Below are 26,415 nucleotides of genomic sequence, written 5' to 3' on the forward strand. Positions count from 1 at the left end.
TGACGCAGGTGAAGAGCGTGAGACGGACGAACGTGGTCGTGGCGGGGGGGGAAGGCTGACGCTGTCGCGGGCCGGTTGCAGTGAGCGCGCCAAGGACGCAGCCCCCCAGAGGGGTGTCCTCGCGCCGTTCGCGCGGTCGCAGAGACGCCGACAGCCGTCGAGGTCAGCGAGTCGGTCACGGTCGGCGCGTGAGGCGCGTCAGTGGCCCCGTGGGTTCGAACTTGAGGCGGGCCCGCGTAGTTCACCGCTCTTGGGAGCGGCCTACGCGATCGTGTGCCCCGTCGAAGCAGGCATCTGATCAGCACGAAGGCCGTGGGAACGTGTCTGCTCCTACCGTCGGGTGGCTCCGCGTACGGCGCGTCGGGTTCAGTCGGTGATGTACCAATCGTTCTTGAGGTACTCCAGGGTGTAGCTGCCGAGGTCGCTCTCGGAGAAGGTGGCGGAGGCCCTGACGGCTTCGACCGGCATCTCGACCTTTTCGGGAGTGCGAACGACGATGCGCTGCGGGTCGACCGTCGCGGTTCGCAGGGCATTCTTCTGCGCGGGCGAGATCATCTGGAACACGGCGACGTACGTAGACGTGCACGGGCCGAACCCCTGGTCCTGTGCCTTCTTCGCGGCGGGCCCGGCCACTTCGCAGACCGTGTCGATGTCCTCACGACCGAGGGCGTGAAGGTACTGCTCGTACCGCTGGATCGCGCCCTCCGTCGTCCTGGGCGCGGGCTGGTCGCCGGTCGGGGTGACCGACGGCTTCTCGGTTCGAGCGGACGCGGACGGCATGGCCGACGGCTCGGCCGGCGTGGAAGCGGACGGCTTCGAAGGCTTCGCGTCCGTGTCCTCCTTCGTCTTCTCCGGACCGCACGCGCACGCCACCAGCGCCACACAGGCCGATACCGCTACGCTCACCATCGTCCGCGCTCTCATCCGGTCGCCTCCGGTCGCCTCACCACCACTGACAACACATCAAGAGCTCACGCAGGAACAGGGGAAACGCTTCCCGGGCCGACCCAGGCAAAGCTGTACCGAGCCGGTGTGGCCAGGCAACTTGCGGGCCTCCTGCCGCATCAGCATGTCGTAGCTGTATCCGGCCATGTACGTGGCCCCGCCGGAAGTACAGCCGGGTCAGGTCCTCAGAGCCGGGTCAGGTCCTCGCCCGTCCTTCGGGAGACAGCCCCTCGAGTCGGCCGAAGAGCATCGTGAGCTGGGCGTCGAGCGCGGCAACCGCTTCTTTTTCGGCGAATTGCCGAGACAGCAGTTGCAGGCCCAGGCCGTCGACGAGCGCGAGGAGCCCGGCCGCCGCACGCTCGGGGTCGACGCCGTCCGCTCCGGCTGCTCGCAGCTGGTCGGCGAGGAACACACGCATCTCCGCGGCGGACTCGCGCAGCCCCGCAGCGATCGAAGGCTTCACAGCGGCGTACGCGAGGAACGCGAGCACGACGTGGTTCTCCAGTCGGCGCGTCTCGTCGAGCGGCAGCACCTGCAGCAGCAGACCGCGGACGAGCTCGCGCGGCGTCGTCGGCGCGGCCGCGGCCTGTGACCGTTCGCGGATCCGGTCCATGACCATACCGAGAGCGAAAGTCATCATCTCGTCCTTGGTGCGGAAGTAGTGCTGCACCATGCCGGTCGAGACCCCCGCCTCGGCCGCCACGTGCCGCAGGCTCACCTCTTCCAGGCCTCGCGCGGCGGCGAGCCGCATCAGAGCGTCGGCGAGCAGCTCGCGGCGCTCGCGGTGATCGACCTTGCGTGGCATGCGACCACTTTACATTGCGTCTGTATTGTCATGGCTATACATTGCAGTCGTACTGGAAAGGGGGAGGTGGTCGGCATGGACGTGCTCGAGCTGACAGCGATCGACCGGGGACAGCGGGACCAGGTGGGCGGGAAGGCCGCCGGCCTTGCCGCGCTGCTCCGGCTGGGCGAGCGCGTGCCGGACGGCTTCTGCGTCACGACCGAAGCACAGCACCGCGGCGAGGTGCCGCGGGCCGAGGTGCTCGCCGCGTACGACCGACTCGGCGGCGGCCCGGTCGCGGTCCGATCCAGCGCCACCGCCGAAGACCTGCCGGACGCGAGCTTCGCCGGTCAGCAGGACACTTACCTCGGGGTCACGGGCGCCGAGGAGCTGCTCGAGGCGATCCGCGCCTGCTGGGACTCGCTGCACACCGAGCGCGCGATCGCTTACCGCGAGGCCGCCGGAGTCGCGCACGACACCGCACGCATGGCGGTCGTCGTTCAGCGGATGGTCGACGCCGAGGTCGCGGGCGTGCTGTTCACCGCCAACCCGCTCACCGGGTCGCGGAGCGAGACCGTCGTCGACGCCGCACCCGGACTGGGCACGGCGGTCGTCGACGGGACGACGGCAGCCGACCACTACGTGCTGGACGGCACGGATCCAGAGGAACGCGGCTGCCTCACCTCAGCCCAGCTGACGGAGCTCGGCGACGTCGGCGAGCGGCTCCAACACGAGCTCGGCGCGCCGCAGGATGTCGAGTGGGCCTACGACCGCGGCGGCACGTTGTGGCTGCTGCAGTCGCGGCCGATCACCACGTTGTTCCCGGCGCCGCCGCAGAGCGAGAAGCCGGGTCCGCGGCTGTACGTCGAGTTCGGTCACGTTCAGGGCATGCTCCAGCCGGCGACGCCGATGGGCATGTCGACGCTGAAGTCGATGCTGGCGGGCATGCTCGCGTCGTTCGGCCTGACGGTCGAGATCGTCGACATCGGCGGACGGCTGTACGGCGACCTGACCGACGCGATGCGCGACCCGTCGACCCGGCAGCGGCTGGTGAAGCTGATGGCGGTCGACTTCGGGCCGCGCGCGCAGGCGGCGGTCGAGCATCTGCTGAACGACCCACGGTTCGCCCCGGAGCAGGGTGCCCGCCGGCGCGGCACGGCCGCGCTGACGACAGGGCCGAAGGCGGTGGCCGGGATCCTCGGCGCCCTGGCCCGGCCGGCGGCGGCGCGGGCACGTGTGTGCGCCGAGATCGAGCGCCTCCGGCAGCAGCCGGTCGCCGACCCGTCCACGACTGCGGAACTGCTGGACCTGGTCGAGGAATCCGGGCAGTCGAGTGCGGGCCTCGACGCGATCGTCTGGCCCGTTGTCAGCGGCCTCCTGGTCTCCGCAGCGCTGCCGCCGCTGCTCAAGGGCATCGCGAGCGACGACGAGGGACGCACCGTGCTCGGTGGCATGCCGCACAACGTCACGATCGAGATGGATCTCGCGCTCTGGCAGGTGGCCCAGCGGGCGATGCCCTACCGCGAGATCCTGCTGCACACGCCACCGGACGAGCTCGCCGCAGCCCACCTGGCGAACGAGCTGCCGGACATCGGCCTGAGCGCGTTCCTCGACATGTACGGCAACAGGTCCGCCGCAGAGGTCGACATCGGCGTACCGCGCTGGTCGGAAGACCCGATGCCGGTGTTCACGATGCTCGCCAACTACTTGCGGGTCACCGATCCCGAGCAGGCCCCGGACCGGCGGTTCGAACGCGCCGCGGCCAGGGCCGAGGCGATGCTGGCCGAACTCGCCCAGCGGGCACGCCGCAAGCGGCCGGTGCGCGGCCGTCTCGCCGGGTTCTTCCTGCGCCGGACCCGGGAGCTGTCCGGGCTGCGCGAGGCGGGAAAGTTCGCCGGGCTGTACGCGCTGCGCGACCGGCGCAGGCACCTCCTTCTGATCGGTGCCGATCTCCAGGCGACCGGGCTCCTTGAGCGCACTGACGACGTCATGTTCCTCACTCTGCCCGAGCTGCGCACGGCAGTGGAGCGCGGCGACGACCTGCGCGAGGCAGTCGCCGGGCGGCGGTCGGAGTACGCGCGGGAGCTGCGCCGTCGGACCGTTCCGGTCGCCCTGCTCTCCGACGGCACCGACGTGGAGACGCTAATGCCTGCTCCGGCGTCGGACGGCCACACGCTCACCGGTACGGGCGCGGCATCCGGGCGGGTCACGGGCCGCGCCCGCGTGGTCCGCGACCCGGCAAGCGCGTCGATCGAGCCGGGCGAGATCCTCGTCGCGCCGACGACCGACCCCGGCTGGACGCCGCTGTTCCTCACAGCGGGCGGGCTCGTCACCGAGACCGGCGCGGTGATGGCGCACGGCCCGACCGTGGCACGGGAGTACGGCATCCCCGCCGTGATCTGCGTCCCAGGCGCCACCGAACGCATCAGGACCGGGCAGCTGATCACCGTCGACGGTGCGGCGGGGACGGTCACGATCGAGCAACCCGTCACCACCGACGTGACCATGAACCCCTGACCTCGACCTCTCGGGCGCAAGATCGAGGCTGAGGAAGTACCACCACCGCGCCGGGCCCCCGGGGGGAACAGCTCAGCGTCACGTGACGTGGGGATCCGTCGATCACCTTGCGGTGATCGCGCCACCGACCAGCTGCCGGCCGCACTCACACGGGCATCCTCCCGGACCCCGCGGTCCCGGGGTGTGCCTGGCTCAGCAGATCCCGGCGCACCGCTCGACAGCGGTGGGTGAGGAGAAGCAGGTGCGGACGTACCACCACCGTCGGCCCGTGCGCATGCAACAAGGTGGTAACCCCCTTGGACGGTCCAGGCCGGGAACTGGGCTCGACAGTGGCCTGGTCATTGGCTCGACGGCGGCGGCCTGCGCCACGTTGCCGGCCATTGCTCAGGGGCAGGAGAAGTAGAGCTGCATGGCGGCGTCATGGGTACACGAGAATGCGGCTGAGTGTCCGGTCGAGAGCGTGATCGACGGCTCCAGGGCGGGTATGCCAAATCGACCCGTCCCAATTCGTCCGACGAACCTCCCGCAGGCACCGCACCCGGTGCTTGGCTCCCCCCTTCACCCGACAAGAAGCAAGGGCCCCTCATGTCCTCCCCCCAAGCGACTATGCACCCCACCACCAACGGCTACGGCTCGACTTCGGCCGCCTACGACGTCGGACTGCTCCTGCTGCGCGTCGTCCTCGGACTCGCCATGGCCGCCCACGGCGCCCAGAAGCTGTTCGGCTGGTTCGACGGCCCCGGCCTCACCGCCACCGGTGAGGCCTTCAGCGCGAGCGGATACCCGGCCGGTCAGGTAATGGCCGTGGTGGCCGCCCTCAGCGAGACGCTGGGTGGCCTGGGCCTCGCCGTCGGACTGTTCACCCCGCTGGCCGCAGCCGCAGTGGTCGGCGTCATGATCAACGCGATCGCCGTCAAGTGGGGCGGCGGCTTCTTCAGCCCCAAGGGCATCGAGTTCGAACTGCTGATCCTCACGGCCGCGGCGAGTCTCGCCCTGACCGGCCCCGGTCGACTGGCCGCCGACCACTTCCTGCCGGTCCTGCGCCGGCACCGGCTGGTCCACGGCCTCGCCGCCGTGGCGCTCGGCGTGGTGACGGCCGTCATCGTCCTGCTGGTGCGCGAGTAGCTCCCGACGCTCCGGTGCCCGACCGCGCTGATCGCCGATGCGAACCAGGAAGTCGCAGTAGGCCGGCGACTCAGGTCGGACTCGGGTCATCAGATGTCCACGGCCGACATCCCGGCCTCGTCGTAACGGTCCCCCGCCGGCTCGGGGAGTTCGGCGGCGATGCGCGCAAGCTCGTCCTCGGTCAGTTCCACGTCGACCGCAGCGGTGTTCTGCTCGAGGTAGGTGCGGCGCTTGGTGCCCGGGATCGGGACCAGGTCGTCGCCCTGGGCCAGCACCCAGGCGATCGCGAGCTGCGCCGCGGTGACACCCTTCTCGGCGGCGATCTCCTTCACCTTCTCGGCGAGCCTGAGGTTCGCCTCGAGGTTCTCTCCGGTGAAGCGGGGGCCGGTGCGCCTGAAGTCCTTCTCGTCGAGTTCGTCCGGCGAGGAGAACCTGCCCGCCAGAAAACCGCGTCCCAGCGGCGAGTAAGGGACGAATCCGATCCCCAGCTCACGGCATGTGGGAAGCACCTTGGTCTCCGGGTCGCGGGTCCACAGTGAGTACTCGGTCTGGACGGCCGTGATCGGGTGGACGGCGTTCGCGCGGCGGATCGTCTCCGCCCCGGCCTCACTCAGGCCGATGTGGCGCACCTTGCCCTCCTCGACCAGCTCTGCCATGGCGCCGACGGTCTCCTCGATCGGCACGTGGGGGTCGACTCGGTGCTGGTAGTACAGGTCGATGCAGTCGGTCCCGAGCCGCTCGAGCGAGCCGTGGATCGAACTGCGTACGTGCTCCGCCGAGCCGTCCTGCCGCCCGACCGTGTTCATGTCGCCCGGGACCGCGTCGTCCATCCGGTAGTTGAACTTGGTTGCGATCACATACTCGTCCCGGTGTCCCCTGATCGCGCGTCCGACCAGCGTCTCGTTCGTCAGCGGGCCGTACATCTGTGCGGTGTCGAGGAAGGTGACTCCGAGCTCGAGTGCGCGGTGGATGGTCTTGATGCCCTCGTCCTCATCGGTGGGACCGTAGAAGGCGGACATCCCCATGCATCCGAGACCGATCGCGGAAACCTCCAGGTCGCGAAGCGTGCGCTGCTTCATGATCGTCCCAGCCTTTCTGTTGTTCCGTTCGGCGGGCTCGAAACTCGGAGAGCGTCGCCCGCGACCTCGCCGAGGCCCACAGACTCCATGGAGCCCCGGATCCCTCGCATCGGCACCCCGAGGGCCCTGACCAGGGGCAATGCGCTACGTCGGGCTCACTGTCCCGCGTCGCTCGACCCTGGAGTGCTCGTCGGGAGCTCGAGGCGAAGTTCGTAGCCGCCGTCGGCCGTCGGGCCGGAGGTCACCGTTCCACCCAGCAGTGCGGCGCGCTGGTGCAGGCCGACCAGGCCGTGATGCGCGCCCGGCAGCGCCAGGCCCGGCTGGGTGGACGGGGTGTTGGTCACCGTGGCCAGGATGACGCCGTCCTCACGGCAGACGCGCACGGTCGCGGTGGCGCCGGGGGCATGTTTGCGTACGTTGGTCAACGCCTCCTGGACCGTGCGGTACACGGTGCGCTGCACGGCCGGTGGCAGGCCGTCGGGCGCGTCGCTCTGCAGTTGGGTGTCGATGCCGCTGGTGTCGACCAGCCGCTGGAGGTCGTCGAGGGACGGTTGCGGTGTCAGTTCCGCAGGGCGGCCCCCGGAAGCGCGCAGAACGCTGACCATGTGACGCAGCTCGTCGAGTGTCTGCACGCTGAGCCGCCGGATCGTGGCGGCTGCGTCCTTCACCACGGTGTCCCGGGTGCTGACCTGCAGCGCTCCTGCCCTCACCGCGATGAGACTCACTTGGTGGGACACCACGTCGTGCATCTCCCGGGCGAGCTGTGCGCGTTCCTTGGCGAGTACCTTCTCGGCCGTCAGCGTGCGCTCGTTCTCACGGGCGGCGGAGATCTCGGCGAGCCTCAGCGACAGGGCCCGCCGGGTCTGCACGAGCTGGCCGAGGAAGACCGCGGCTGCGGCCGCCGCCCCGGTGTAGCCCACAGTGATCAAGGTCGAGGGGTAGGTCAGTTCCAGACTCGCCGACGGCGGATCGAGGCCGGAAGGCCACGTCGTCATGTCACAGATCGTGAAAACCGCCACGCACACGGCCAGAGCCACCCGGCGTCGAGTGAACGTGGCAAGCGAGTACAGCGCTGCCAGCGAGGCGAAGACGGCGGAGGAAACCAGAACGGCCGGGAGGGTGAGCACGAACGTCAGCAGCGGCATGCGACGCCGCAGGAGAAGTACGAAGGCGGCGCCCAGGGCAAGCCCCAGTCGGACCGGCTCGTCGCTGTCGATGTGGACCCAGACATCGACCAGCGCGACTCCGACAAGAACGGCGTCCAGCAGCAAGGCGGGCAGGCGGCACCCCATCATTCCTCCTCCCGGCCTCGGGGCGGCTCGAGAAGGCCGGCCCGCTCGGCGAGCAGAGCCGCCTGTACGCGGCCGGCCACCTCCAGCTTCGCGAGGATGGAGCTCACGTGGTCCTTGACGGTGCCGGTGCTCAGATGCATCCGGGTGCCGATGTCCGCGTTGGACAGCCCCTCGCCGACGAGGGCGAGTACGGCCCGCTCGCGTTCGGTCAGCCGCTCGAGGCGTTGGACATCGGGCGCGCGGGTGCCTGCGTCCAGATAGCCCTCCACCACCGTCTTGGTGACCTTGGACGACAGCACGGTTCCGCCTTCGGCCAGAGTCCGTACGAGGAACGGCAGCCCCTCGGGGTCCGTGTCCTTGAGCAGGAACCCCGCGGCACCCGAGCGCAGCGCCGTCTCCACGTATTCATCCATGTCGAACGTCGTGAGCATGGCCACGACCGGCGCGGGCGACAGCCGGCGGAGGGCGGCCAGCACGGTGAGGCCGTCCACGTCCGGCATCCGGATGTCCAGGAGCACGACCTCCGGACGGAACTCCTCGGCCGCCCCCACAGCCTGGCCACCGGGTACCGCCGCGACGACCTCGATGTCGTCGGCCGCCTCGAGGATGCGCTGAAAGCCCGTTCGAATCAGGGCCTCGTCGTCGACCACCATCACCCGGATCACGCGTGCTCCACTCGCCGTGGGACCACTGTCCGATTCGTACCACGTCGAGGGACGCCGTGCGGGTGTGCGGCACTGGATCCGGCCGGGCGTCAGGTGCCTCCCAGCCGGACGGGGGGTGCGATTGCAGCCACCTGCCGGATGGTCGAGACGGGGCCCTTTCCACGACGCTGGCTGTATGACGCGTCGCATGTCGGTTGTCGTCCCTCAACGGGCGACACCGGTCGCCGCGGAAAGCGGCTCCCCGGTCCATCAGCCGTCAACGGGACGGTTGACCGGCAGGGGCCGTCCGCGCTGTTCGCGCCCCTTGCCGCATCCAGCCTAGTCCTTCACGGCCGGCGCGAGCCGGAGCTGGGAGGAGACCGAGATGACCATCCATCTGACCCTTCTGTGTGCCAGCACCGTCCAGGTCACCAAGGGGGCGACGGCAGGCGTCACTCTCACGCTGGACCCCGAGAGGGACGTGACGGTCGCCGGAGAATCACTGCCTCCCTACTCACTCGCGGTACGCGGGCCCTCTGCCCGCTGCGCGCAGACAGCCGACGCTCTCGGCCTGGACACCACACCCGAGCCTTTGCTGCGCGACGTCGACTACGGCATGTGGCGTGGGCGGACGTTCGACGAGATAGCCGCCGACGACCCATACGGGCTCTCGGCCTGGCTCACCGACCCGGAAGCCGCCCCGCACGACGGTGAGTCCGTCGGTCACCTCTGCCGCCGCGCCGCACGCTGGCTGCGCAGTTTGCCTCCCGATACCGGCCCCGCAGTGGCCGTCGTACCGTCGGCCGTCATCCGGGCCCTGCTCGTCCATGCCCTGTCCGCACCGCCGAGAGCCTTCTGGCATGTCGGCGAACTGCCGCTGCCGTCCGGCGTCCGCCTCGCCTCGCAGAGTGTGTGAGCGGGACCATGAGCCGGGGCCGCCGCGGTGCGGGACGGCCCCGGCGTCCGGGTTCGGCGCTCCCGGCTATCCGAACTGGCCGGGCTGGTAGTCGCCGGCGGGCTGCTGGACGATGACGTTCAGCCGGTTGAAGGCGTTGATCAGGGCGATGGCGCACACCAGGCCGGCGAGCTGCTCCTCGTCGTAGTGCTTGGCCGCGTTCGCCCAGGCCTCGTCCGTGACGCCACGGGCCGCATCCGCGATGCGGGTGCCCTGCTCCGTCAGCTCCAGGGCAGCGCGCTCGGCCTCGGTGAACACCGTGGCCTCCCGCCACGCCGCGACCAGGTTCAGTCGCACCGACGACTCACCGGCGGCGACAGCGTCCTTGCTGTGCATGTCGGTGCAGAAACCGCACCCGTTGATCTGACTCGCCCGGAGCTTCACCAGCTCCTGCGTCGCGGACGGAATGCCGGCGTCCTCGAGCACCTTGCCCGCGGAGACGATGTGCTTGAGGAACTTGGCTGCGGTCGCGTTGCCGAAGATGTTCAAACGGGCATCCATGGCGAACTCCTCTGCCGTTGTCGGTGGTTACACACGTATGACAAAACGGATCGGCTCGATGTGACACCGGCGATTGTGACGTGTGTCACCACAACCCGTGCCGGCGGGCGGCCCGGTACGTGGGCGCGTGTGCCGCCCCCTCCAGATCGGCGTCACGTCCCCGTATGAGCGACGCCGGAAGTGCCTCGTGAGCGGCACGGGTGGCCCGGCCGTCGACTCGGCGGGATCGAAGCTCGACGAGACGGTACGTCGCACTGGCACCGCCATCGGCGCTCCCTGTGCGCTCGCCCCGAATGTGCTCCCCCCGGACGAACAAGTGCTGCATCTCCACGTGCTTGCACGGGCCGAGTTGGCCGCCCCGTGGGCGAGGGCGCGGGTTGCCTCTCCGGCCCCGGTGGCGGACGCGGTCCGCCGGGGCCGCTGCGGTCCCGCCGTGGGGGCCTGCGGAGGGCCGCCGTGCTGTCGGTGTTCATCGGCCAAAGGGGACGGTCGGCGCGCTGGTAAAATGGGCGGACGCTTCGACGTTGCCGGGGCCCGCACCGGAGGGTGCGGGCCCCCGCACTTTCCGGGCGCCAAGACCAACGAAGGGCCCCATGAACCCGAAGCCGACAGTCACCGGGCAATCCGGCGCCGACCGGTCCAGGCCGGCAACGGCACCCCAGGCCGAGCTCGCGGCGCAGACGCTGACCCCCGGTTCGCCCCCCGCCGAGTCCTTCGCCGAACTGGGCCTGCCGCGGGAAGTGGTCCAGGTGATGACGGCCCACGGAGTGACGGAACCGTTCCCGATCCAGGCGGCCACCCTGCCCGACGCGTTGGCCGGCCGGAACATCCTCGGCCGCGCGCGGACCGGCTCGGGCAAGACCCTCGCCTTCGGGCTGGCCCTGCTCGTCCGTACGGCAGGCCGGCGTGCCGAGGCGAAGCGGCCGCTCGGGCTGGTCCTGGTACCGACCCGCGAACTCGCGCAGCAGGTGAGCGATGTGCTGGCACCGTACGCAACGGCACTGGGGCTGCGGCTGGCGACGGTGGTCGGTGGACTGTCGATCGGGCGGCAGGCGAGCCTGATGCGGGCCGGCGCCGACGTGGTCATCGCGACTCCGGGGCGGCTGACCGACCTGGTCGGGCGCCGGGACTGCCATCTGGACCAGGTGCGGATCACGGTCCTGGACGAGGCGGACCAGATGTGCGACATGGGCTTCCTGCCGCAGGTGTCGGAACTCGTGGATCAGGTGCGCCCCGAGGGACAGCGGATGCTGTTCTCGGCCACGCTCGACCGCAACATCGACCATCTGGTGCGGCGCCATCTCCACGACCCGGTGCTCGCCACGATCGACCGGGCGGCGGGCGCGGTCACCACGATGGAACACCACGTGCTGCACATCCACCCCGCGGACAAGTACGCGACGGCCACCGAGATCGCAGCCCGGGACGGTCGGGTGCTGATGTTCCTGGACACGAAGCTCGGCGTCGACCAGTTCACCCGTCATCTGCGCGGCAGCGGTATCCGGGCCTCCGCACTGCACAGCGGAAAGTCACAGCCACAGCGCACGCACACGCTCGCGCAGTTCAAGAACGGTGAGATCACCGTGCTCGTGGCCACCAATGTCGCCGCACGCGGCATCCACGTCGACGCGCTCGACCTCGTCGTGAACGTGGATCCGCCCACCGACCCGAAGGACTACCTCCACCGGGGCGGACGCACGGCTCGCGCCGGTGAGTCGGGCACTGTCGTCACCCTCGTCACCCCGAACCAGCGGCGCGACGTGAACCGGATGATGTCCGATGCCGGGATCCGTCCGGCCGTCACACAGGTGCGCTCCGGCGAGGAGAAGCTGACCAGCATCACGGGGGCGAAGCGCCCACCCGCCGGCGACAAGGCCACCGGCGGCAACGCGCCCTTCCGGGGCATGGGCACACGACCGGGCCGCGCCCCGAAGGAGTCCCGCAAGACCGCCGAAGCCCGCAGAACCGCGGAGGCCCGCAAAGCCGCCCGGGTACGCAGAGGCCACTGACCAGGGTCTACTCCGCGCGGCGCTACTGGGCGTAGGAGGTCTGGCACCGCACGGCGAGGGCCGCGACGTCGTCGTCGAGCCTTCCGCCGCTGTAGTGGACCAGGTCCCCGTGGAGCCGGTCGAGCAGCTCGCGGGGCAGTGCCGGGCCTTGCCTGCGCATCCAGTCCGGCAGGGGAAAGAACTCGCCGGTCCGGTCCCGGGCCTCGGACACACCGTCGGTGTAGAACAGCAGCTGGTCGCCCACGTCGACAGCGACAGTGTCGACAAAGTAGAGCTCTCCGACGAGCGCCGCGAGGTGGAGGGGTGCCGAGGGGGCGCTCGGCTCCAGGATGCGGATCTCGCCTCGGTGCACGAGCAGCGGCGGGGGGTGGCCGCAGTTGAGAATTTTGACGTGCCCGCCGCCGGGCGGGATCTCGGCGACAACCGCGGTGGCGAAGCGCTCCGGCAGGTCCTGGGCGGGGTACGCGGCACTGTGGCGGATGATGCTGGTCTCCAGCCGGTGGATGATGCCCCTCAGGTCCGGTTCGTCGTACGCGGCCTCCCGGAAGCAGCTGATCACCGCCGCGGCCGCTCCCACTGCGGGCAGGCCCTTGCCGCGCACGTCGCCGATGAGCAGCCGGACCCCGTGCGGGGTGTCGACCGCCTCGTAGAAGTCGCCGCCGATGCGGGCCTGCTCCTGGGCCGCCAGATACAGCGACTCGATCTCGACGTTCGCGATGCGGCGCGGCAGGGGGCGCAGCAGCACCTGCTGCGCCGCGTCGGCGACGAGCCGGACGTGGAAAAGCGTTTCCTCCCGCTGGAGCCGGACATGGCTCGCGTACGCGGCTGCCATCGTGACCGCGATGATCGCGGCCGCCGTGTACGGCGTCCCCAGGTCGGTGTAGAAGAAGCTCAGGCTGATCATGACCAGCAGGCAGAACGCCCCCAGCACGATCGTCGGGAGCACAGGCCACATCGCCGCGGCGAGGGCGGGCGCGGCGGGCAGGAGACGGCTGAAGGCGATCTCCCTCGGCGTGGAGAACGCCAGTCCGGCCACGATGAGGGTGAGGATCACCGGTGACAGCAGGGCAGCTTCCCACCGGTCGCCATGGGAATGACGACGCCGCCGAAGCCGCCCGCGCTTGATCACAAAACGCATCATATCGGCGCTAAGCGATTCCCCATCTCCGCATACGCCGTGCGCCTCCGTCAACTGGCTGCCTTCTGCGCGATGTCCCTGCTCCTTTCCGCGATCCCCGGCTTCAGCGTGCTCTTGGAGATCCGGTCCGCCTGGGGCAGTCGGCGGAGGCCGACGACAGAACCAGTACCGGCCGGGGGTGCAGGCTCCGTACGGGCGGCCGCCACACGCTCGTGGTTGGACCGCTCCCCGCGCCGGATGTCGGTGATCGGCGGGAGCGGTGGGCTTGCCATGCTCGGGCTCGGCGCCACGGTCGCCGTCACCGGACGCGCCGAACAGCCGAGCCAACATATAATTGTCCGTTTCCGCTTCCCCGTCAGCGGAGTGATCGCGATGATCAGAAACAGCACGACGATCAGAAACAGACCCCCCTTCTCGTATGCCTCAGAGGCTGGAACAGTCGTCGTCATGGGTGGATCCCGGGGGACGACTTCGGACCCTGAGTGCGTGTAACGCGGTCTTGCCTGCGTGTTCTCGTAGCAGTGCGGTCTGCGGTGCGCGACCATACGGACGCCGAAGAGCAATCAGCCAGCAGAAGGAAACACCGAGACAGGAAGAAGGACGGACGTGTCCGGCAGCGAAAGCGAGAATCCAGTAATCCCCGCCCCGGCTCCCGCGCCTACTCGGCCCAGGACGAACCGGGACTGGTGGCCGAACCAGCTGGACCTTCAGGTTCTCCACCAGCACTCGCCCCGGTCCAATCCGATGGGCGAGGACTTCAACTACGCGGAAGAGTTCGCGACCCTCGACGTCGAAGCGCTGAAGCGTGACATCTTCGAGGTGATGACGACGTCGCAGGACTGGTGGCCTGCCGACTACGGTCACTACGGGCCGCTGTTCATCCGGATGAGTTGGCACGCCGCAGGGACGTACCGCATCGCCGACGGCCGGGGTGGCGGCGGCAGCGGCGCTCAGCGCTTCGCCCCCCTCAACAGCTGGCCGGACAACGCGAGCCTCGACAAGGCGCGCCGGTTGCTCTGGCCGGTCAAGCAGAAGTACGGCCGGAAGATCTCCTGGGCCGACCTTCTGGTCTTCGCCGGCAACTGCGCCATGGAATCAATGGGTTTCAAGACGTTCGGATTCGGCTTCGGGCGTGAGGACATCTGGGAGCCCGAGGAGATCTTCTGGGGCCCTGAGGACACATGGCTCGGGGACGAGCGCTACAGCGGCGACCGGGAACTCACCGGTCCGTTCGGTGCCGTCCAGATGGGACTCATCTACGTCAATCCGGAGGGGCCCAACGGCAACCCGGATCCGGTGGCCGCGGCCAGGGACATCCGCGAGACCTTCGGGCGTATGGCGATGAACGACGAGGAGACGGTTGCGCTCATCGTCGGCGGCCACACGTTCGGCAAATGCCATGGTGCGGTCGATCCTTCGTGCATCGGTCCGGAACCCGAGGCCAGCCCCATCGAGCAGCAGGGCATCGGTTGGAGGAACACCTGCGGCAGCGGCAAGGGCGCCGAGGCACTCACCAGCGGGCTCGAGGGCGCATGGACCACCGAGCCCACGAAGTGGGACAACGGGTACCTGGACAACCTGTTCGCATACGACTGGGAGCTGACCACCAGCCCCGCCGGTGCGAAGCAGTGGACTCCCAAGGACGCCTCGGCCCAGGGCACCGTGCCCGACGCTCATGATCCGTCGAAGCGGCACGCTCCCATGATGCTGACGACGGACCTCGCGCTGAAGGTGGACCCGATCTACGGGCCCATCGTGAAGAGCTTCCACGAGAACCCGGACAAGCTCGCGGTAGCGTTCGCCAAGGCGTGGTACAAGCTGCTGCACCGCGACATGGGCCCCCTCTCGCGCTACCTCGGCCCCTGGATCGCCGAGCCGCAGCTGTGGCAGGACCCCGTCCCCGAGGTCGATCACGAACTGATCGCGGACGAAGACGTCGCTGCCCTCAAGAGCACGATCCTCGCCTCGGGACTGTCCATCCCCCAGCTGGTCACCACCGCCTGGGCGTCGGCGGCGAGCTTCCGCGGCACCGACAAGCGCGGTGGGGCGAACGGGGCACGGATTCGGCTCGCGCCGCAGAAGGACTGGGAGGTCAACAACCTGCCCGAGGTGGCCGAGACGTTGCAGACCCTCGAGCGGATCCGGCAGGACTTCGACCGCTCGCAGTCCGGCGGAAAGAAGGTCTCGCTCGCCGACCTGATCGTCCTGGGCGGTTGCGCGGCCGTCGAGCGTGCGGCGAAGAACGCCGGGCACGACGTCACGGTCCCCTTCGCACCGGGGCGCACGGACGCCACGCAGGAGCAGACCGACGTCGAGTCGTTCGCCGTTCTCGAACCCAGGGCGGACGGGTTCCGCAACTACCTCCGCGCGGGAGAGAAGTTGTCGCCGGAGACTCTGCTGCTGGACCGCGCCAACCTGCTGTCACTGACCGCTCCCGAGATGACGGCTCTGATCGGCGGCATGCGGGCCCTGAACGCCAACTTCGGGCAGTCCGCACATGGCGTCTTCACCAACCGGCCCGAGGCGCTGACCAACGACTTCTTCGTCAACCTGCTCGACATGGGCACGGAGTGGAAGCCGTCCACCTCGGTCGAGAACGTATTCGAAGGCCGGAATCGCGCCACGGGCGAGGCCAAGTGGACGGCCACCGCCGCCGACCTCGTCTTCGGCTACAACTCCCAGCTCCGAGCCGTCTCGGAGGTCTACGCCTGCGAGGACGCGGAAGGGAAGTTCGTGCGTGACTTCGTGGCCGCATGGGACAAGGTGATGAACCTCGATCGGTTCGACCTCGCCTGAGCCCGATCCCGATGTCCGGATCCGGGTCGGCCGCTCGTCGGCCGACCCGGATGTCGTTCGGAACCGGGCGCCGCTGGTCCTGGGTGCCTTCCCATACGGTGGAGGTATGGGCGGTGACCTCGTCACCCTGTTCCTCAGCGGTGACGTGATGCTCGGCCGCGGTGTCGACCAGATCCTTCCGCACCCCGGCGATCCGGCGCTGTCCGAGCCGTACGTCCGGGACGCGCGCGCCTATGTCGAGATGGCGGAGGAGGTGAACGGGACGATCCCCCGGCCCGTCCCGTTCTCCTGGCCCTGGGGCGAAGTGCTGCCTGTGCTCGACGCCGCCGCGCCCGACGTACGGCTGCTGAATCTTGAGACCTCTGTGACCCGCAGCGACGACGCGGCGGCCGGCAAGGAGGTCCTGTACCGGATGCACCCGGCCAATCTGCCCTGCCTGGCGGTGGCCCGTCCCGATGTCTGTGTCCTCGCCAACAACCACGTCCTGGACTACGGCAGACGAGGGCTGGACGAGACGCTCGCGGCGCTGGCAGCCGCCGGCCTGCGCACGGCCGGTGCGGGACGAGACCTGGACGACGCCCGGCGGTGCGCGAGCGTCGCTCTTCCCGGCGGCGGGCGGGTGCACGTGGTCTCCCTCGGCATGGAGTCCAGCGGTGTACCGCCGGACTGGGCCGCTGCTCCGCAGCGCAGCGGGGTCCACTTCGCGGCCGAGCCCTCGCCCGCGGTGGCGGCGCAGGTGACGGCTCGCCTTCGCGAGACCAAACGCCCGGGCGACGTGACGGTCGTGTCCCTCCACATGGGATCCAACTGGGGCTACGGGATCCCGCGCGACCAGGTCCGCTTCGCCCACGCACTCGTCGACGGCGGTGCGGACATCGTGCACGGGCACTCCTCGCACCATCCCCGGCCGGTCGAGGTGTACCGCGGCAAGCTCGTGCTGTACGGCTGCGGGGACCTGATCAACGACTACGAGGGCATCGGCGGCTACCAGCGGTACCGGGACGACTTGCGCCTTCTCCACGTCGTCTCGGTCGTTGCGGCCACCGGCACTCTCCACGAGATGCGGGTCACGCCCCTGCAGGCGCGTCGGATGCGGCTGGTCGGTGCGTCCCGCGTCGACTGCCGCTCCGTGTACGAGGTGTTGAGCCGGATCAGCCACGGCCTGGGGGTCCGTATGCATGCCGAACAGGACGGCTCGGTCACGGTCCGGCCGTCCTGAACGGCATTCGGAATGCAAGCTCCGGGCCACCGAAGCCGCGGGCCGAGTGGCCGGCAGACAGGGCTATTCGACCTTGGCCCAGTCGAGCGTGCGCTCCACCGCCCGCTTCCAGTCGGCGTAGCCCTGCGCCCGCTGGTCCTCGGACCACTGGGGCTCCCAGCGCTTGGACTCCTGCCAGTGGGTGCGCAGTTCGTCGGTGTCACGCCAGAAGCCGGTGGCCAGACCGGCAGCGTACGCGGCGCCCAGCGCGGTCGTCTCGGCGACGACGGGCCGGCTGACCGGTACGCCGAGGACGTCGGCCTGGATCTGCATGCACAGGTCGTTGGCCGTCACACCGCCGTCGACCTTGAGCACGTCCAGGTGGACGCCGGAGTCCTGCTCCATGGCCTCCACCACGTCGCGGCTCTGGTAGCAGATGGCCTCCAGAGTGGCCCGCGCAAGGTGGCCGTTGTCGTTGTACCGGGCGAGGCCGACGATCGCGCCGCGGGCGTCGGAGCGCCAGTACGGTGCGAACAGGCCCGAGAAGGCCGGGACGAAGTACATACCGCCGTTGTCGTCGACCGTGCGGGCCAGCGTCTCGCTCTCGGCCGCCGTCTTGATGATCTTCATCTGGTCGCGCAGCCACTGCACCGCCGACCCGGTGACGGCGATGGAACCTTCCAGGGCGTAGATCGGCGGGTTGTCGCCGAACTGGTAGGCCAAGGTGGTCAGCAGGCCGTGTTCGGAGCGGACCAGTTCGGTGCCGGTGTTCAACACCAGGAAGTTGCCGGTGCCGTAGGTGTTCTTGGCCTCGCCGGGTGCGTAGCAGACCTGCCCGACGGTTGCCGCCTGCTGGTCGCCGAGGACGCCGGTGATGGGGATGGCGGCCCGCAGTGGCCGGGAGGTGCGGGTCACCCCGTACGCCTCCCGGTGGGAGGACGGGTTGATGGTGGGCAGCATCGACCGCGGGATGTTGAAGAACCCGAGCAACTCGTCGTCCCAGTCGAGGGTTTCGAGGTTCATCAGCATGGTGCGGCTGGCGTTGGTCACGTCGGTGGCGTGGATGCCGCCGTCGGGCCCGCCCGTGAGGTTCCACAGAACCCACGCGTCGGTGTTGCCGAACAGGGCGTGGCCCTGCTCCGCCGCCTCGCGCACGCCGTCGACGTTCTCCAGGATCCATTGGATCTTGCCGCCCGAGAAGTACGTCGCCGGCGGCAGTCCCGCCTTGCGGCGGATCACGTCGCCCTGGCCGGAACGCTCCAGCGCGGCCGCGATCGAGTCGGTGCGAGTGTCCTGCCAGACGATGGCGTTGTAGTAAGGGCGGCCGTTGCGGGGATCCCAGACGACGGTCGTCTCCCGCTGGTTGGTGATGCCGATCGCCGCCAGGTCGTCCGGCGAGAGGTTGCCGTGCCGGAGGGCGTTCTGGATCACCGAGTTGGTGCGTTCCCAGATTTCCACCGGATCGTGTTCGACCCAACCGGACCGCGGAAGTATCTGGGCGTGCTCCAGTTGGTGGCTCGCCACCTCGTTGCCGACGTGGTCGAAGATCATGAATCGGGTGCTGGTGGTTCCTTGGTCCACCGCGCCGACGAAGTCCGCCATGGCATTCCGCCTCTTCTGTGGGAAGGACTGGGCCGGCGGCCTCGAACGAGGCCGGTCAGCTCTCGGGGGTGGGAACGCGTCCGGGCGGCTCGGGCTCCGCGGACGGCAGGAACCTGCCGACGAAGAACTTGTACACGAAGGCTCCGAGCAGACCGCCGATCAGCGGCCCGATAATCGGCACCCAGAAGTAGAAGTTCCCGTACTGATCTCGCCACGCTCCCCCGTAGCCGGTGATGAAACTCGCCAGTCTCGGACCGAAGTCACGCGCGGGGTTGATCGCGTAACCCGCGTTGGTGCCCCAGGCCATACCGATCGCCACAACGATCAGGCCGATGATGAACGGCGCGAGATTGGCACCGGGGGCCGTGTTCAGCAGATCGGTGACCGCCAGGACCAGCAGCAACAGGATCGCGGTGCCGATGACCTGGTCCCGGAACGCCCCCCACTCGTACACCGGCAGATTCGTGTTGCCGTTGGCGGGCAGCGTCGAGAAGACGACTTGCGTCTTGATGGTGTGGCCGGGGTCCGCCTTCGCGAGCGCCTCCGTGTAGTTCCACCGCACCACAAGGGCCGCCACAAAGGCGCCCGCGGTCTGGGCCAGCGCATAGGGCGCCACCTTGCTCCACGGGAATCCCCTGAACGCGGCCAGGGCCAGCGTCACCGCTGGATTGATATGAGCACCACTGAGCCGTGCTGCCACATAGACGCCGAGGGTGACGCCGAGGCCCCAAGCCCAGGCGATGCTGTCGTGGTCTCCGAGGCCGCCCGCGGGGTCGGTGAGGGCGCCGCCGGCGACCACTTGGGCGACCACGCCGCAACCGAAGAGGATGAGAATCATGGTGCCGAGGAATTCGGACGACAGTTCGCCGACCAACCCCGACCGTTTGAGCCGCTCAGCCATGTGAGCCTGCTTCCTGCCGGCCCTGGACCGGCCCGTCTTTCGGCCCCGAGTGATCCACAGCTCATCGTAAGTTGCTCCGGGAGAGTCCGCGCGCGAAGCGCTCCACCCGGCTGCCGGCCGAGGCCGTGCCTGCGAGGATGCCCAACGGCAACGGCTGACGGGGTGCCGGCCCGGGAATCGCGAGCCGGCACCCCTGACGCGCCGCCCTCAGGGCCGGGCCGGGCTGGGCGGCCACGCCGGCTCGGAAGCCCAGCCGCTCGTCGTACACGCGGGCGCCGCTCAGGTACGCGCCGGGGTGGTCGGCCCCGAAGGTGATCACTTGGACCGTGCCGGCCCCTCGCACGAACCTGCGCGTCCCCTCCGTCCTCAGCGCTCGGCCGAGTGCAGATGTTCACGGACCACGTGGTGGAACCCGGTCTCGTCGACCATCGCACCGAACCAGCGCTCCACTTGAGCGGTCGGCCCCAAGGAACACGCCACGCATCGGCCAACCGGTCGTTTGAGGACGCTCGCACGGGCCATGTCGTTCCCGCTCGCCATCGCCGACCGCGTCGGAGCAGGCCCCGTGGATCACCTGCCATAGGCTCTGTGCGGACCAGGGACGCAGTGTGGGAAGGCGGCCGGCATGCTCGCCGTAGCGGTCATCGCGGGGATCCTTTTCGTCTGGTCGCTTCTCGCGCACAGACTCTCCCGGTGGAGCATCACCGCACCCATCGCCATGATCGCGGCGGGTGCCGCCATGACCGCGGGGGCGAAACCCCCACTGCGTTTCGATCTCGACACGAGCGTGTTCGAGCATGCGGTCGAAGTCATTCTCGCCCTGCTGCTCTTCGTGGATGCCGTTGAGGTTCCCGGCTCCGTCATCAGGCGGGAGAAGGGCTTGGTCGCGCGGCTGCTTGCCGGCGCGTTGCCGCTCACGCTCTGCGCCGCCTTCCTGACCGGATATCTCATGTTTCCCAGTCAGCCGGTGTGGCTGCTCGCCCTCCTGGCCACGGTCGTCGTCCCGTTGGACCTCGCCCCCACCGCCGCCGTCGTCCGTGACCGCAGAATCCCGGCCCGGCTGCGGGAGGTGCTGAACGTCGAAGGAGGGCTCAACGACGGCATCCTCTCGCCGGTCTTTCTTCTCTGCGTCGCCGTCGGCGTCGAATCACACGACGCACACGCCGACTATGTCGATGCGCTGCTGTCGGCGGTCGTGGCGTCCGCCTGGGCCGTCGCCACCGGGATCGCGGTCGGCTGGACGAGCGGGTGGCTGCTGGGGCGTTCGTGGGCGCACGGGTGGAGCCAGCCGACCGCGGTGCGGCTCGGCGTGCTCGCCGTACCGATCGCCGCGTACGCCCTCTCCGGGGCGTTGGGCGGCAACGGCTTCGTGGCCTCGTTCGTGGCAGGCGTCTGCTTCGCCCCGGCGATGAGGCGTCTCCCCGAGACCGCGGTGGAGATGACCGAGGATCTGGTGACGCTGCTGTCCCTCGCGCTCTGGTTCCTCTTCGGCCAGATCGTCAACAGCGTGTTCGCGGACGACTTTCAGGCCTCGGCGTTGCTTTACGCGCTACTCGCCGTGACCCTGGTGCGCATCGTCCCTGTGCTGATTCTGCTGACGGGCACGGGGCTGAAATTCGCGGACAAATTGTTCGTCGGCTGGATGGGCCCGAGGGGTGTGACATCGATCGTGTTCGGGTCCCTTGCGGTCATCGACCTTCCGGAGCAGAACGCGGACTTCATCGCCCGCGTGATGGTGATGACCGTCCTGGTCAGCATCGTGTTGCACGGGCTGAGCGCCGAGCCGATCGCACGGCGCTACGCCCGGCGCAGCGGGATTGACCAGTCCGTGCCTGCGGGCTGATTCATCGGCGGGCCCGGGCCCGGTGCTCAGCAACTCCGGGCGGGCGGCTGCGACGGCGGTGAGCAGATCTCGGATGCGCTCGCAGTCGATCTTGTCCGGCTTGCGGCAGCGTATACGGCGCTTGTCCACTGTCCTGGTCAGCCGGCTGCCGGGCCAGGGCCCGGCCGCGGTCGCGGTCGCCAGTAATCGCGGCGCGGATCGGCGCACCCGTGAGCCTCCGGGGAGGGCGGGGTCCTGGCTGAGTCCGTGGGCCACCGACCAGCACGGACACGCACTGACCGCCATGGCACACACCCCGACACCCGACGTCGACAGTCACCTCGCCGGCATCGTCGGCGGATCGGCGCATCGGCAGCGGATCATCGTGGGCGTCGCCGGTTTCCCACTTCACCGGTGGGCGATCACGGCGACCGGTGAGGAACAGTGGTGGATCACCGCGTGGGCGACATGGCCGATGTGCGGGGCCAGTGGGGATCGCCGCTCGCGTCGGCCGATCACTACCAGCTCGGCTCCGGCAGCCTCGTCGACGAGCACCTTGGCGGCCGGGCCCATGAGGGGGCGCTCCACGACGGTCACCGACGGATGGGCGCGGCGCCACGGCAGCAGCTCGGCGCGCAGTTCCTCGGCGACGTTGCGCGCCACCTCGGCCTTCATCGCCACAGGAAGCGTCCAGCCGTGCACGCAACGCAGCGGGCAGCCCCGCCGTTCCGCCTCCGCGAAGGCGAAGCCGAGCACGGCGTCGTGCGAACTCCCGAAATCGGTGCCGACCACGACATCACCGCCGGGGTTGCTTCCGTTCTCCCGCACGAGAACGACGGGCGCACGGGCGGACCCGACCGCCGCCATGCCCACGGACCCCATCAGGACCCCCGAGACCGTGCCGAGCCCGCGCGATCCCAGCACCAACAGCTCCACGTCCTCCTTCGACGCTTCCTCCGCCAGCGCGGCGGCGGGTCTGCCGGAGAGCCGGCGCGTCTCGACCGTGAGTCCGGGATGCTCGCGCAGCACCGCGTCGCGGACGCCGTCGAGAAGGTCGTCGGCCCAGTGGCGGTGATCCGTCCGGTCGACCGTCGGCACCGCTACGGCCAGCGGCAGCGGCCACTCCTCGATGTGTACGAGGCGCAGCCCGGTTTCCCACAGGACCGCTTCCCGCGCGGCCCACGCCGCCGCCGCTCTGCTCTCCGCCGAATCGTTCACTCCGGCGGCTACGACACCACCACCCATGTCGCCCTCCTCCGTCCCCCGCACTCTCCAGCCTGCCGCACCGGCACCCTCGTCCGGACCCGACCGGCCATCCATCACGCACTTGTTGTCGGTATGCGCATGCTCAGGTCGACCATGGGGGAGCGTCGGCCCGCACCGGTCAGCGACCGGGGGGTCGGCAGCCGACGAACCGGAGACCGCTGCGGCGTCACGGGACGACGTGAGGCGTGTCGAGGGTTCATGGGCTCACGCCTGTCGGATGAAGTGCTCCATGAGGCGGGCCGCCGTGACCGTGCCGAGCAGCGTGACCTGATCGCCGTCGCGTTCGATGACGGCCACGAGCGGGCAATGCGAGCGCGCCATCAGGGCCGCGACCTCCATCGGACGGGCGTCCGGCCCGGCGACCTGCGGCGGGTACATGCGGCGTGGCACCCACTCGGCAACCGAGAGCCCGCTCAGCCGCTCCGCCAGCTCACCGCCCACGACGGGCACCGCGGCAAGCTGCGGCTCGTCGACGAGATAGGCGGGGAGCAGTCGCCGGATGAGCTGTGAGCCGGGCACGATCGCATACGGCTGCCCGTCCAGATCGAGCACCAGCAGGGCCGGCAAGGACTGTTCGGCCAGCAACCGGGCGGCGGCCATGGCCTCGTCGTCCGTGGTCACGAAGGGGTAGGGCTCAGCAAGATCTTTCGCACGCATGACCGCCTCCTCGAGCTTCCGCGCCGGCCACACCGCAGCCCTCCGCAGGCCGTCCGCAGCCCACTCGCCCGTTCCCAGCGCCGTCCGTCCTGGGGCCCACCTCTCCCCCTGGCGTCGCCGACGCCGCCACGGGGCACCGTGCTGCACATGAGGATGGTGAACCCACTCTCACCACGGGCGGGTTCCCCGCCCGTCCCCGACATCACCGAAAACCGCCGCCGGACAGCGCCGGCCCCGTGTGCTCAGCGGGCGCGGCCCCTGAGCATGCCGCGGGCGCGGTCCACCAGGCCGGCGCCGGGCCCGAGGAGCTTGTCGGCCGGGGCCTGTCGGGGGCGGCCGGGTGCGGGCGGGTGGGCGCCTTGGCCTTGGCCGCGTGCGCCTTGTCCCCCAGCTCGTTCGGCTGCTCGGCCGAGCAGCCGAACGAGCTGGGGGAACAGCCCGCCTCGCCGGTGTCACCGCACGGGCTTCGGCTCGACTGTCGGCGCCCCTCGCAGCCGCCCTAGACTCGGAGTACCGGTGCACCGCAGGGGCTGGGAGCTCGGGTTGACCGGGAGGGGGGCGGGGGAAGGCCATCCCAGGAGGAAGCGATGTTGCGGCAGACCAACCTGGCCGAGGAACCGGCCGACTATCTCGCCGCCCGCGAAGAGCTGCGGCTGGCCGAGATCGAGCTCATGCGCCATCGCGAGAAGGTCGCGGCCCAGCGACGGGCGCTCCCGCAGGGGCCACCCGTCGACGACTACGTCTTCCTCGAGGGTCCGGCCGACCTCGACGCCGGCGACGCACCGGTCCGCGAGGTCACTCTGAGCGGGCTGTTCACCGCGCCCGACCGCCCGCTTGTCGTCTACCACCTCATGTACGGCAAGCTGCGGACCAACCCCTGCCCGATGTGCACCATGTGGGTCGACGGCCTCAACGGCGTCGCCCACCACATCGCCCGCAACGCCGACTTCGCCGTCGCCGCGGCCGCCGACCCGCCGGCCCTGCGGCAGCACGCCCGCAACCGCGGCTGGCACCGGCTACGGCTCCTGAGCTGCGGCGACAGCACGTTCAAGTACGACCTGGGCAGCGAGGACAAGGACGGCGAACAGGACTCCACCGTCTCCGTCTTCACTCGTGACGGCGACGGCACGATCCGCCACTTCTACTCCGCCCACCCACGCATGGCCGACGACATCGACGAGCGCGGCATCGACCTCCTGGCCCCGGTGTGGCAGTTCCTCGACCTGACCCCGCAGGGCCGCGGCGACTGGTACCCGACCATCGACTACTGACCGACCGGGGTGAGCCGCACCCCGGCGTTCCATCCACGGGCGGGCCCACGGCGCCGATTCCGGTCGGTCAGCGGGGCCCGTTCCGGCCGATCGGCGGGGGCAGGTCCGGACACGTGTTGGGTGGTTGAATCCAGCAACCAACCTGATCGTGGAAGCATGAGGCGCGATGTAATGCCGGGTACAGCCCCGGAAGCGCCGGCCATGGCCGAACCGGGCGGGCCCACCTATACGTCGTCGACAGGACGGCTGGTGGGCCTGGATCTGGCCCGAGGTCTGGCGATTCTGGGCATGTTCACCGCGCACACCGGTCCTGATCCGTCGGTGGGCGGTGCCGTGGGCTGGGCGATGGAAGCGGCCCGCGGCCGCTCTGCAACCCTCTTCGCAGTGCTGGCCGGCTTTTCGCTGGTCATCCTCACCGGCCGGCCGCAGCCGAAAACCGGACGGGCGGGGCGTCAGGCGATGGGCAGAGTACTGATCCGCGCCTTCTTCCTGATCGCCCTGGGATACGTCCTCACCGCCCTCGGCACCGATGTCGACGTGATCCTCTCCTATTACGGTGTCCTCTTCGTCCTCGCCCTTCCGCTGTACCGGCTACGGGCCGCCACCCTGGGCGCCATCGCCGCGGCGTCGGCACTCGTCATGCCCCACGTCCTGTACCTGCTGCGTGCGGCGGTCGACAACGGAAGCTGGTCGGACGTGTTCATCGCCCACGATCCGCTGGCCCGCCTCACCGACTCCGACGGGATCATCGAGCTGTTCGTCACCGGCGCCTACCCGGTCCTGACCTGGCTGCCGTTGATCATCACCGGGATGGCGGTGGCCAAACTGGACCTCGGCCGGCCCGGCGTCGTAAGCAAGGTGGGACTGCTCGGAGGGGTGCTGGCTGTCATCGGTTACGGCGGATCATGGCTGGCCCTGCACCTCGTCCCGGGGGCGCTGGAAGGGGTACGGGAAGCGTCGGACACCGGGATCGCGTCGTCGGGCTGGTGGTCCGACGCCGTGGGTGAGGACCCCGTCTCCGGCATTCCGGCCTGGCTCCTGGTGGCCTCCCCGCACAGCCAGACGACGCTGTCCATCCTCGGCCACACCGGCGTGGCGTTGGCGGTGCTGGCCGCCTGTCTCATCGGCACCGGCACCTGGGCGCGTGTGCGGTGGCTCGCCACGCCTGTCACGGCGGTCGGATCGATCGCGCTGACGGCGTACGTCGGCCACATCCTCGCCATCGAGCTGCTGGGCACCGACGAACTGCCGGACTCCGCCGCCCTGCCGGTCTTCCTCTGCTTCGCCGCGGCAGCCATGCTCTTCGCCCTCGTGTGGACCCGGTTCTTCCGGCGCGGGCCGCTGGAGTACGTGATGTATGCGCTCACGCTGCCCGCCCGCCTGAGCCGGTGACGCCGGCCTCCCCTGCCGACCGGGCACAGGACAGCCCATCCCGTTGTCGTCGGGTCCGGTGCGTCCGACGTGGCGGAGAAAATCGAACACGCGTTTTACTGCGGGCATGGCGCGATCGACGTTTCCCGACGACTTGATGCAGGTCCAGCGCGAGTGGGACCGGGTCTACCGGGCGCTCGCCGTCCCGCGCCCGTACGGCACGGCGGAGCTGCGCCGGCGCCTGCTGCGTCTGTCGGCACAGATCTTCGCCGATCCGCACTTGGGCACGGACCGGCCCAGCACCGGGTGGGCGGAGCTGCGCCACCAGGTGCGCGTCCGAGACCGGAGGGCGGGGCCTCACGGCTGACACGAAAGGCAACGGCCGTCTCACGGTCGTCGGGCTCCTCTTCGGTGTCGTGGTTCCTTCGTCCGAAGGACAACAGCGGCGTTGCGCGCTCACTCCACCAACGGCAGCTGTTAGCTCGAACGTTGTCTGCACCGACGACCTGTACCGACGATTCGGAGACCCATGCCCTCGACCC

General features: G+C 69.8%; 22 protein-coding genes and 1 pseudogene. 10 read left to right on the forward strand and 13 right to left on the reverse strand.

Annotated elements, in window-relative coordinates:
* Positions 1-366: 366 nt before the first annotated feature.
* Together ACIQ7Q_RS21625 and ACIQ7Q_RS21630 are read right to left on the reverse strand one after the other, a co-directional pair.
* Positions 367-909 carry a hypothetical protein gene (locus tag ACIQ7Q_RS21625; protein ID WP_403864339.1) on the reverse strand — a complete coding sequence of 181 codons (543 nt, stop codon included), beginning with the start codon at positions 907-909 and terminating at the stop codon, positions 367-369.
* 232 nt (positions 910-1,141) lie between these two features.
* The gene (locus ACIQ7Q_RS21630) at positions 1,142-1,750 is read right to left on the reverse strand and encodes a TetR/AcrR family transcriptional regulator (protein ID WP_403864342.1); all 609 of its coding nucleotides are present in this window, start codon (positions 1,748-1,750) and stop codon (positions 1,142-1,144) included.
* A 75-nt stretch (positions 1,751-1,825) separates the two neighbouring features.
* Between ACIQ7Q_RS21630 and ACIQ7Q_RS21635 the strand changes: the two genes are divergently transcribed.
* Positions 1,826-4,246 carry a PEP/pyruvate-binding domain-containing protein gene (locus ACIQ7Q_RS21635; protein ID WP_403864345.1) on the forward strand — a complete coding sequence of 807 codons (2,421 nt, stop codon included), beginning with the start codon at positions 1,826-1,828 and terminating at the stop codon, positions 4,244-4,246.
* A gap of 585 nt (positions 4,247-4,831) precedes the next feature.
* Positions 4,832-5,371: a DoxX family protein gene (locus ACIQ7Q_RS21640; RefSeq protein ID WP_403864347.1), complete on the forward strand. Its 540-nt coding sequence runs from the start codon at positions 4,832-4,834 to the stop codon at positions 5,369-5,371.
* 89 nt (positions 5,372-5,460) lie between these two features.
* Here the strand turns inward: ACIQ7Q_RS21640 and ACIQ7Q_RS21645 are convergent, their stop codons facing one another.
* The 3 genes from ACIQ7Q_RS21645 to ACIQ7Q_RS21655 form a co-directional block, all read right to left on the reverse strand.
* Positions 5,461-6,450, reverse strand: a complete 990-nt coding sequence (locus tag ACIQ7Q_RS21645) for an aldo/keto reductase (RefSeq protein ID WP_403864349.1) — start codon at positions 6,448-6,450, stop codon at positions 5,461-5,463.
* 155 nt (positions 6,451-6,605) lie between these two features.
* Positions 6,606-7,745: a sensor histidine kinase gene (locus ACIQ7Q_RS21650; protein WP_403864352.1), complete on the reverse strand. Its 1,140-nt coding sequence runs from the start codon at positions 7,743-7,745 to the stop codon at positions 6,606-6,608.
* The gene (locus ACIQ7Q_RS21655) at positions 7,742-8,407 is read right to left on the reverse strand and encodes a response regulator (protein WP_403864355.1); all 666 of its coding nucleotides are present in this window, start codon (positions 8,405-8,407) and stop codon (positions 7,742-7,744) included. The genes ACIQ7Q_RS21650 and ACIQ7Q_RS21655 overlap by 4 nt, the downstream gene beginning before the upstream one ends.
* Positions 8,408-8,771: 364 nt before the next feature.
* On the opposite strand from ACIQ7Q_RS21655, the gene ACIQ7Q_RS21660 reads away from it, so the two are divergent.
* Entirely contained in the window at positions 8,772-9,302 is a 531-nt protein-coding gene (locus ACIQ7Q_RS21660) for a histidine phosphatase family protein (protein ID WP_403864358.1), read from the forward strand.
* Between the two features lie 66 nt (positions 9,303-9,368).
* Here ACIQ7Q_RS21660 and ACIQ7Q_RS21665 read toward each other — a convergent pair whose 3' ends face one another.
* Positions 9,369-9,842 carry a carboxymuconolactone decarboxylase family protein gene (locus ACIQ7Q_RS21665; RefSeq protein ID WP_403864361.1) on the reverse strand — a complete coding sequence of 158 codons (474 nt, stop codon included), beginning with the start codon at positions 9,840-9,842 and terminating at the stop codon, positions 9,369-9,371.
* A gap of 593 nt (positions 9,843-10,435) precedes the next feature.
* Between ACIQ7Q_RS21665 and ACIQ7Q_RS21670 the strand changes: the two genes are divergently transcribed.
* Entirely contained in the window at positions 10,436-11,851 is a 1,416-nt protein-coding gene (locus tag ACIQ7Q_RS21670) for a DEAD/DEAH box helicase (RefSeq protein ID WP_403864364.1), read from the forward strand.
* A 22-nt stretch (positions 11,852-11,873) separates the two neighbouring features.
* Here the strand turns inward: ACIQ7Q_RS21670 and ACIQ7Q_RS21675 are convergent, their stop codons facing one another.
* Both ACIQ7Q_RS21675 and ACIQ7Q_RS21680 read right to left on the reverse strand, forming a co-directional pair.
* A complete protein-coding gene (locus ACIQ7Q_RS21675) occupies positions 11,874-12,905 on the reverse strand; it encodes a PP2C family protein-serine/threonine phosphatase (protein WP_403864367.1) in 1,032 nt (343 codons plus the stop codon).
* A 134-nt stretch (positions 12,906-13,039) separates the two neighbouring features.
* Complete coding sequence (locus ACIQ7Q_RS21680; RefSeq protein ID WP_403864370.1) at positions 13,040-13,438, reverse strand: hypothetical protein; 399 nt, start codon at positions 13,436-13,438, stop codon at positions 13,040-13,042.
* 157 nt (positions 13,439-13,595) lie between these two features.
* Here ACIQ7Q_RS21680 and katG point away from each other — a divergent pair, with 157 nt between their 5' ends.
* Together katG and ACIQ7Q_RS21690 are read left to right on the forward strand one after the other, a co-directional pair.
* Positions 13,596-15,785, forward strand: a complete 2,190-nt coding sequence (katG, locus tag ACIQ7Q_RS21685) for a catalase/peroxidase HPI (protein ID WP_403864373.1) — start codon at positions 13,596-13,598, stop codon at positions 15,783-15,785.
* A 106-nt stretch (positions 15,786-15,891) separates the two neighbouring features.
* Positions 15,892-17,004 (forward strand): CapA family protein, encoded by a 1,113-nt coding sequence (locus ACIQ7Q_RS21690; RefSeq protein WP_403864376.1) that lies wholly within the window; start codon positions 15,892-15,894, stop codon positions 17,002-17,004.
* Positions 17,005-17,067: 63 nt separating this feature from the next.
* Here the strand turns inward: ACIQ7Q_RS21690 and glpK are convergent, their stop codons facing one another.
* Together glpK and ACIQ7Q_RS21700 are read right to left on the reverse strand one after the other, a co-directional pair.
* Positions 17,068-18,585 carry a glycerol kinase GlpK gene (gene glpK, locus ACIQ7Q_RS21695; protein ID WP_403864379.1) on the reverse strand — a complete coding sequence of 506 codons (1,518 nt, stop codon included), beginning with the start codon at positions 18,583-18,585 and terminating at the stop codon, positions 17,068-17,070.
* A gap of 55 nt (positions 18,586-18,640) precedes the next feature.
* Complete coding sequence (locus ACIQ7Q_RS21700) at positions 18,641-19,486, reverse strand: MIP/aquaporin family protein (protein WP_403864382.1); 846 nt, start codon at positions 19,484-19,486, stop codon at positions 18,641-18,643.
* Between the two features lie 625 nt (positions 19,487-20,111).
* On the opposite strand from ACIQ7Q_RS21700, the gene ACIQ7Q_RS21705 reads away from it, so the two are divergent.
* Complete coding sequence (locus ACIQ7Q_RS21705; protein ID WP_403864386.1) at positions 20,112-21,329, forward strand: cation:proton antiporter; 1,218 nt, start codon at positions 20,112-20,114, stop codon at positions 21,327-21,329.
* A 387-nt stretch (positions 21,330-21,716) separates the two neighbouring features.
* Here the strand turns inward: ACIQ7Q_RS21705 and ACIQ7Q_RS21710 are convergent, their stop codons facing one another.
* The 3 genes and pseudogenes from ACIQ7Q_RS21710 to ACIQ7Q_RS21720 form a co-directional block, all read right to left on the reverse strand.
* The gene (locus ACIQ7Q_RS21710; RefSeq protein WP_403864389.1) at positions 21,717-22,553 is read right to left on the reverse strand and encodes a universal stress protein; all 837 of its coding nucleotides are present in this window, start codon (positions 22,551-22,553) and stop codon (positions 21,717-21,719) included.
* 225 nt (positions 22,554-22,778) lie between these two features.
* The gene (locus ACIQ7Q_RS21715) at positions 22,779-23,231 is read right to left on the reverse strand and encodes a CBS domain-containing protein (RefSeq protein WP_403864392.1); all 453 of its coding nucleotides are present in this window, start codon (positions 23,229-23,231) and stop codon (positions 22,779-22,781) included.
* Positions 23,232-23,473: 242 nt separating this feature from the next.
* A pseudogene (locus tag ACIQ7Q_RS21720) lies at positions 23,474-23,646 on the reverse strand (hemerythrin domain-containing protein); the annotation flags it as partial.
* A 172-nt stretch (positions 23,647-23,818) separates the two neighbouring features.
* Between ACIQ7Q_RS21720 and ACIQ7Q_RS21725 the strand changes: the two are divergent.
* The 3 genes from ACIQ7Q_RS21725 to ACIQ7Q_RS21735 all read left to right on the forward strand — a co-directional run bounded on the left by ACIQ7Q_RS21725 (position 23,819) and on the right by ACIQ7Q_RS21735 (position 26,240).
* Complete coding sequence (locus ACIQ7Q_RS21725) at positions 23,819-24,502, forward strand: DUF899 family protein (protein WP_403864395.1); 684 nt, start codon at positions 23,819-23,821, stop codon at positions 24,500-24,502.
* A gap of 156 nt (positions 24,503-24,658) precedes the next feature.
* Positions 24,659-25,894, forward strand: a complete 1,236-nt coding sequence (locus ACIQ7Q_RS21730) for a DUF418 domain-containing protein (protein WP_403864398.1) — start codon at positions 24,659-24,661, stop codon at positions 25,892-25,894.
* A 106-nt stretch (positions 25,895-26,000) separates the two neighbouring features.
* The gene (locus tag ACIQ7Q_RS21735; protein WP_403864401.1) at positions 26,001-26,240 is read left to right on the forward strand and encodes a hypothetical protein; all 240 of its coding nucleotides are present in this window, start codon (positions 26,001-26,003) and stop codon (positions 26,238-26,240) included.
* Positions 26,241-26,415: the final 175 nt, after the last annotated feature.

The sequence above is a fragment of the Streptomyces sp. NPDC096176 genome (assembly GCF_044763255.1).
GTDB lineage: Bacteria > Actinomycetota > Actinomycetes > Streptomycetales > Streptomycetaceae > Streptomyces.

Excerpts from the sequence above, each read along its gene's own strand:
- ACIQ7Q_RS21625 (WP_403864339.1), bottom strand. The coding sequence starts at position 909 with ATGGTGAGCGTAGCGGTATCGGCCTGTGTGGCGCTGGTGGCGTGCGCG.
- ACIQ7Q_RS21630 (WP_403864342.1), bottom strand. The coding sequence starts at position 1,750 with ATGCCACGCAAGGTCGATCACCGCGAGCGCCGCGAGCTGCTCGCCGAC.
- ACIQ7Q_RS21635 (WP_403864345.1), top strand. The coding sequence starts at position 1,826 with ATGGACGTGCTCGAGCTGACAGCGATCGACCGGGGACAGCGGGACCAG.
- ACIQ7Q_RS21640 (WP_403864347.1), top strand. The coding sequence starts at position 4,832 with ATGTCCTCCCCCCAAGCGACTATGCACCCCACCACCAACGGCTACGGC.
- ACIQ7Q_RS21645 (WP_403864349.1), bottom strand. The coding sequence starts at position 6,450 with ATGAAGCAGCGCACGCTTCGCGACCTGGAGGTTTCCGCGATCGGTCTC.
- ACIQ7Q_RS21650 (WP_403864352.1), bottom strand. The coding sequence starts at position 7,745 with ATGATGGGGTGCCGCCTGCCCGCCTTGCTGCTGGACGCCGTTCTTGTC.
- ACIQ7Q_RS21660 (WP_403864358.1), top strand. The coding sequence starts at position 8,772 with ATGACCATCCATCTGACCCTTCTGTGTGCCAGCACCGTCCAGGTCACC.
- ACIQ7Q_RS21665 (WP_403864361.1), bottom strand. The coding sequence starts at position 9,842 with ATGGATGCCCGTTTGAACATCTTCGGCAACGCGACCGCAGCCAAGTTC.
- ACIQ7Q_RS21670 (WP_403864364.1), top strand. The coding sequence starts at position 10,436 with ATGAACCCGAAGCCGACAGTCACCGGGCAATCCGGCGCCGACCGGTCC.
- ACIQ7Q_RS21680 (WP_403864370.1), bottom strand. The coding sequence starts at position 13,438 with ATGACGACGACTGTTCCAGCCTCTGAGGCATACGAGAAGGGGGGTCTG.
- ACIQ7Q_RS21690 (WP_403864376.1), top strand. The coding sequence starts at position 15,892 with ATGGGCGGTGACCTCGTCACCCTGTTCCTCAGCGGTGACGTGATGCTC.
- glpK (WP_403864379.1), bottom strand. The coding sequence starts at position 18,585 with ATGGCGGACTTCGTCGGCGCGGTGGACCAAGGAACCACCAGCACCCGA.
- ACIQ7Q_RS21700 (WP_403864382.1), bottom strand. The coding sequence starts at position 19,486 with ATGGCTGAGCGGCTCAAACGGTCGGGGTTGGTCGGCGAACTGTCGTCC.
- ACIQ7Q_RS21705 (WP_403864386.1), top strand. The coding sequence starts at position 20,112 with ATGCTCGCCGTAGCGGTCATCGCGGGGATCCTTTTCGTCTGGTCGCTT.
- ACIQ7Q_RS21710 (WP_403864389.1), bottom strand. The coding sequence starts at position 22,553 with ATGGGTGGTGGTGTCGTAGCCGCCGGAGTGAACGATTCGGCGGAGAGC.
- ACIQ7Q_RS21715 (WP_403864392.1), bottom strand. The coding sequence starts at position 23,231 with ATGCGTGCGAAAGATCTTGCTGAGCCCTACCCCTTCGTGACCACGGAC.
- ACIQ7Q_RS21725 (WP_403864395.1), top strand. The coding sequence starts at position 23,819 with ATGTTGCGGCAGACCAACCTGGCCGAGGAACCGGCCGACTATCTCGCC.
- ACIQ7Q_RS21730 (WP_403864398.1), top strand. The coding sequence starts at position 24,659 with ATGAGGCGCGATGTAATGCCGGGTACAGCCCCGGAAGCGCCGGCCATG.
- ACIQ7Q_RS21735 (WP_403864401.1), top strand. The coding sequence starts at position 26,001 with ATGGCGCGATCGACGTTTCCCGACGACTTGATGCAGGTCCAGCGCGAG.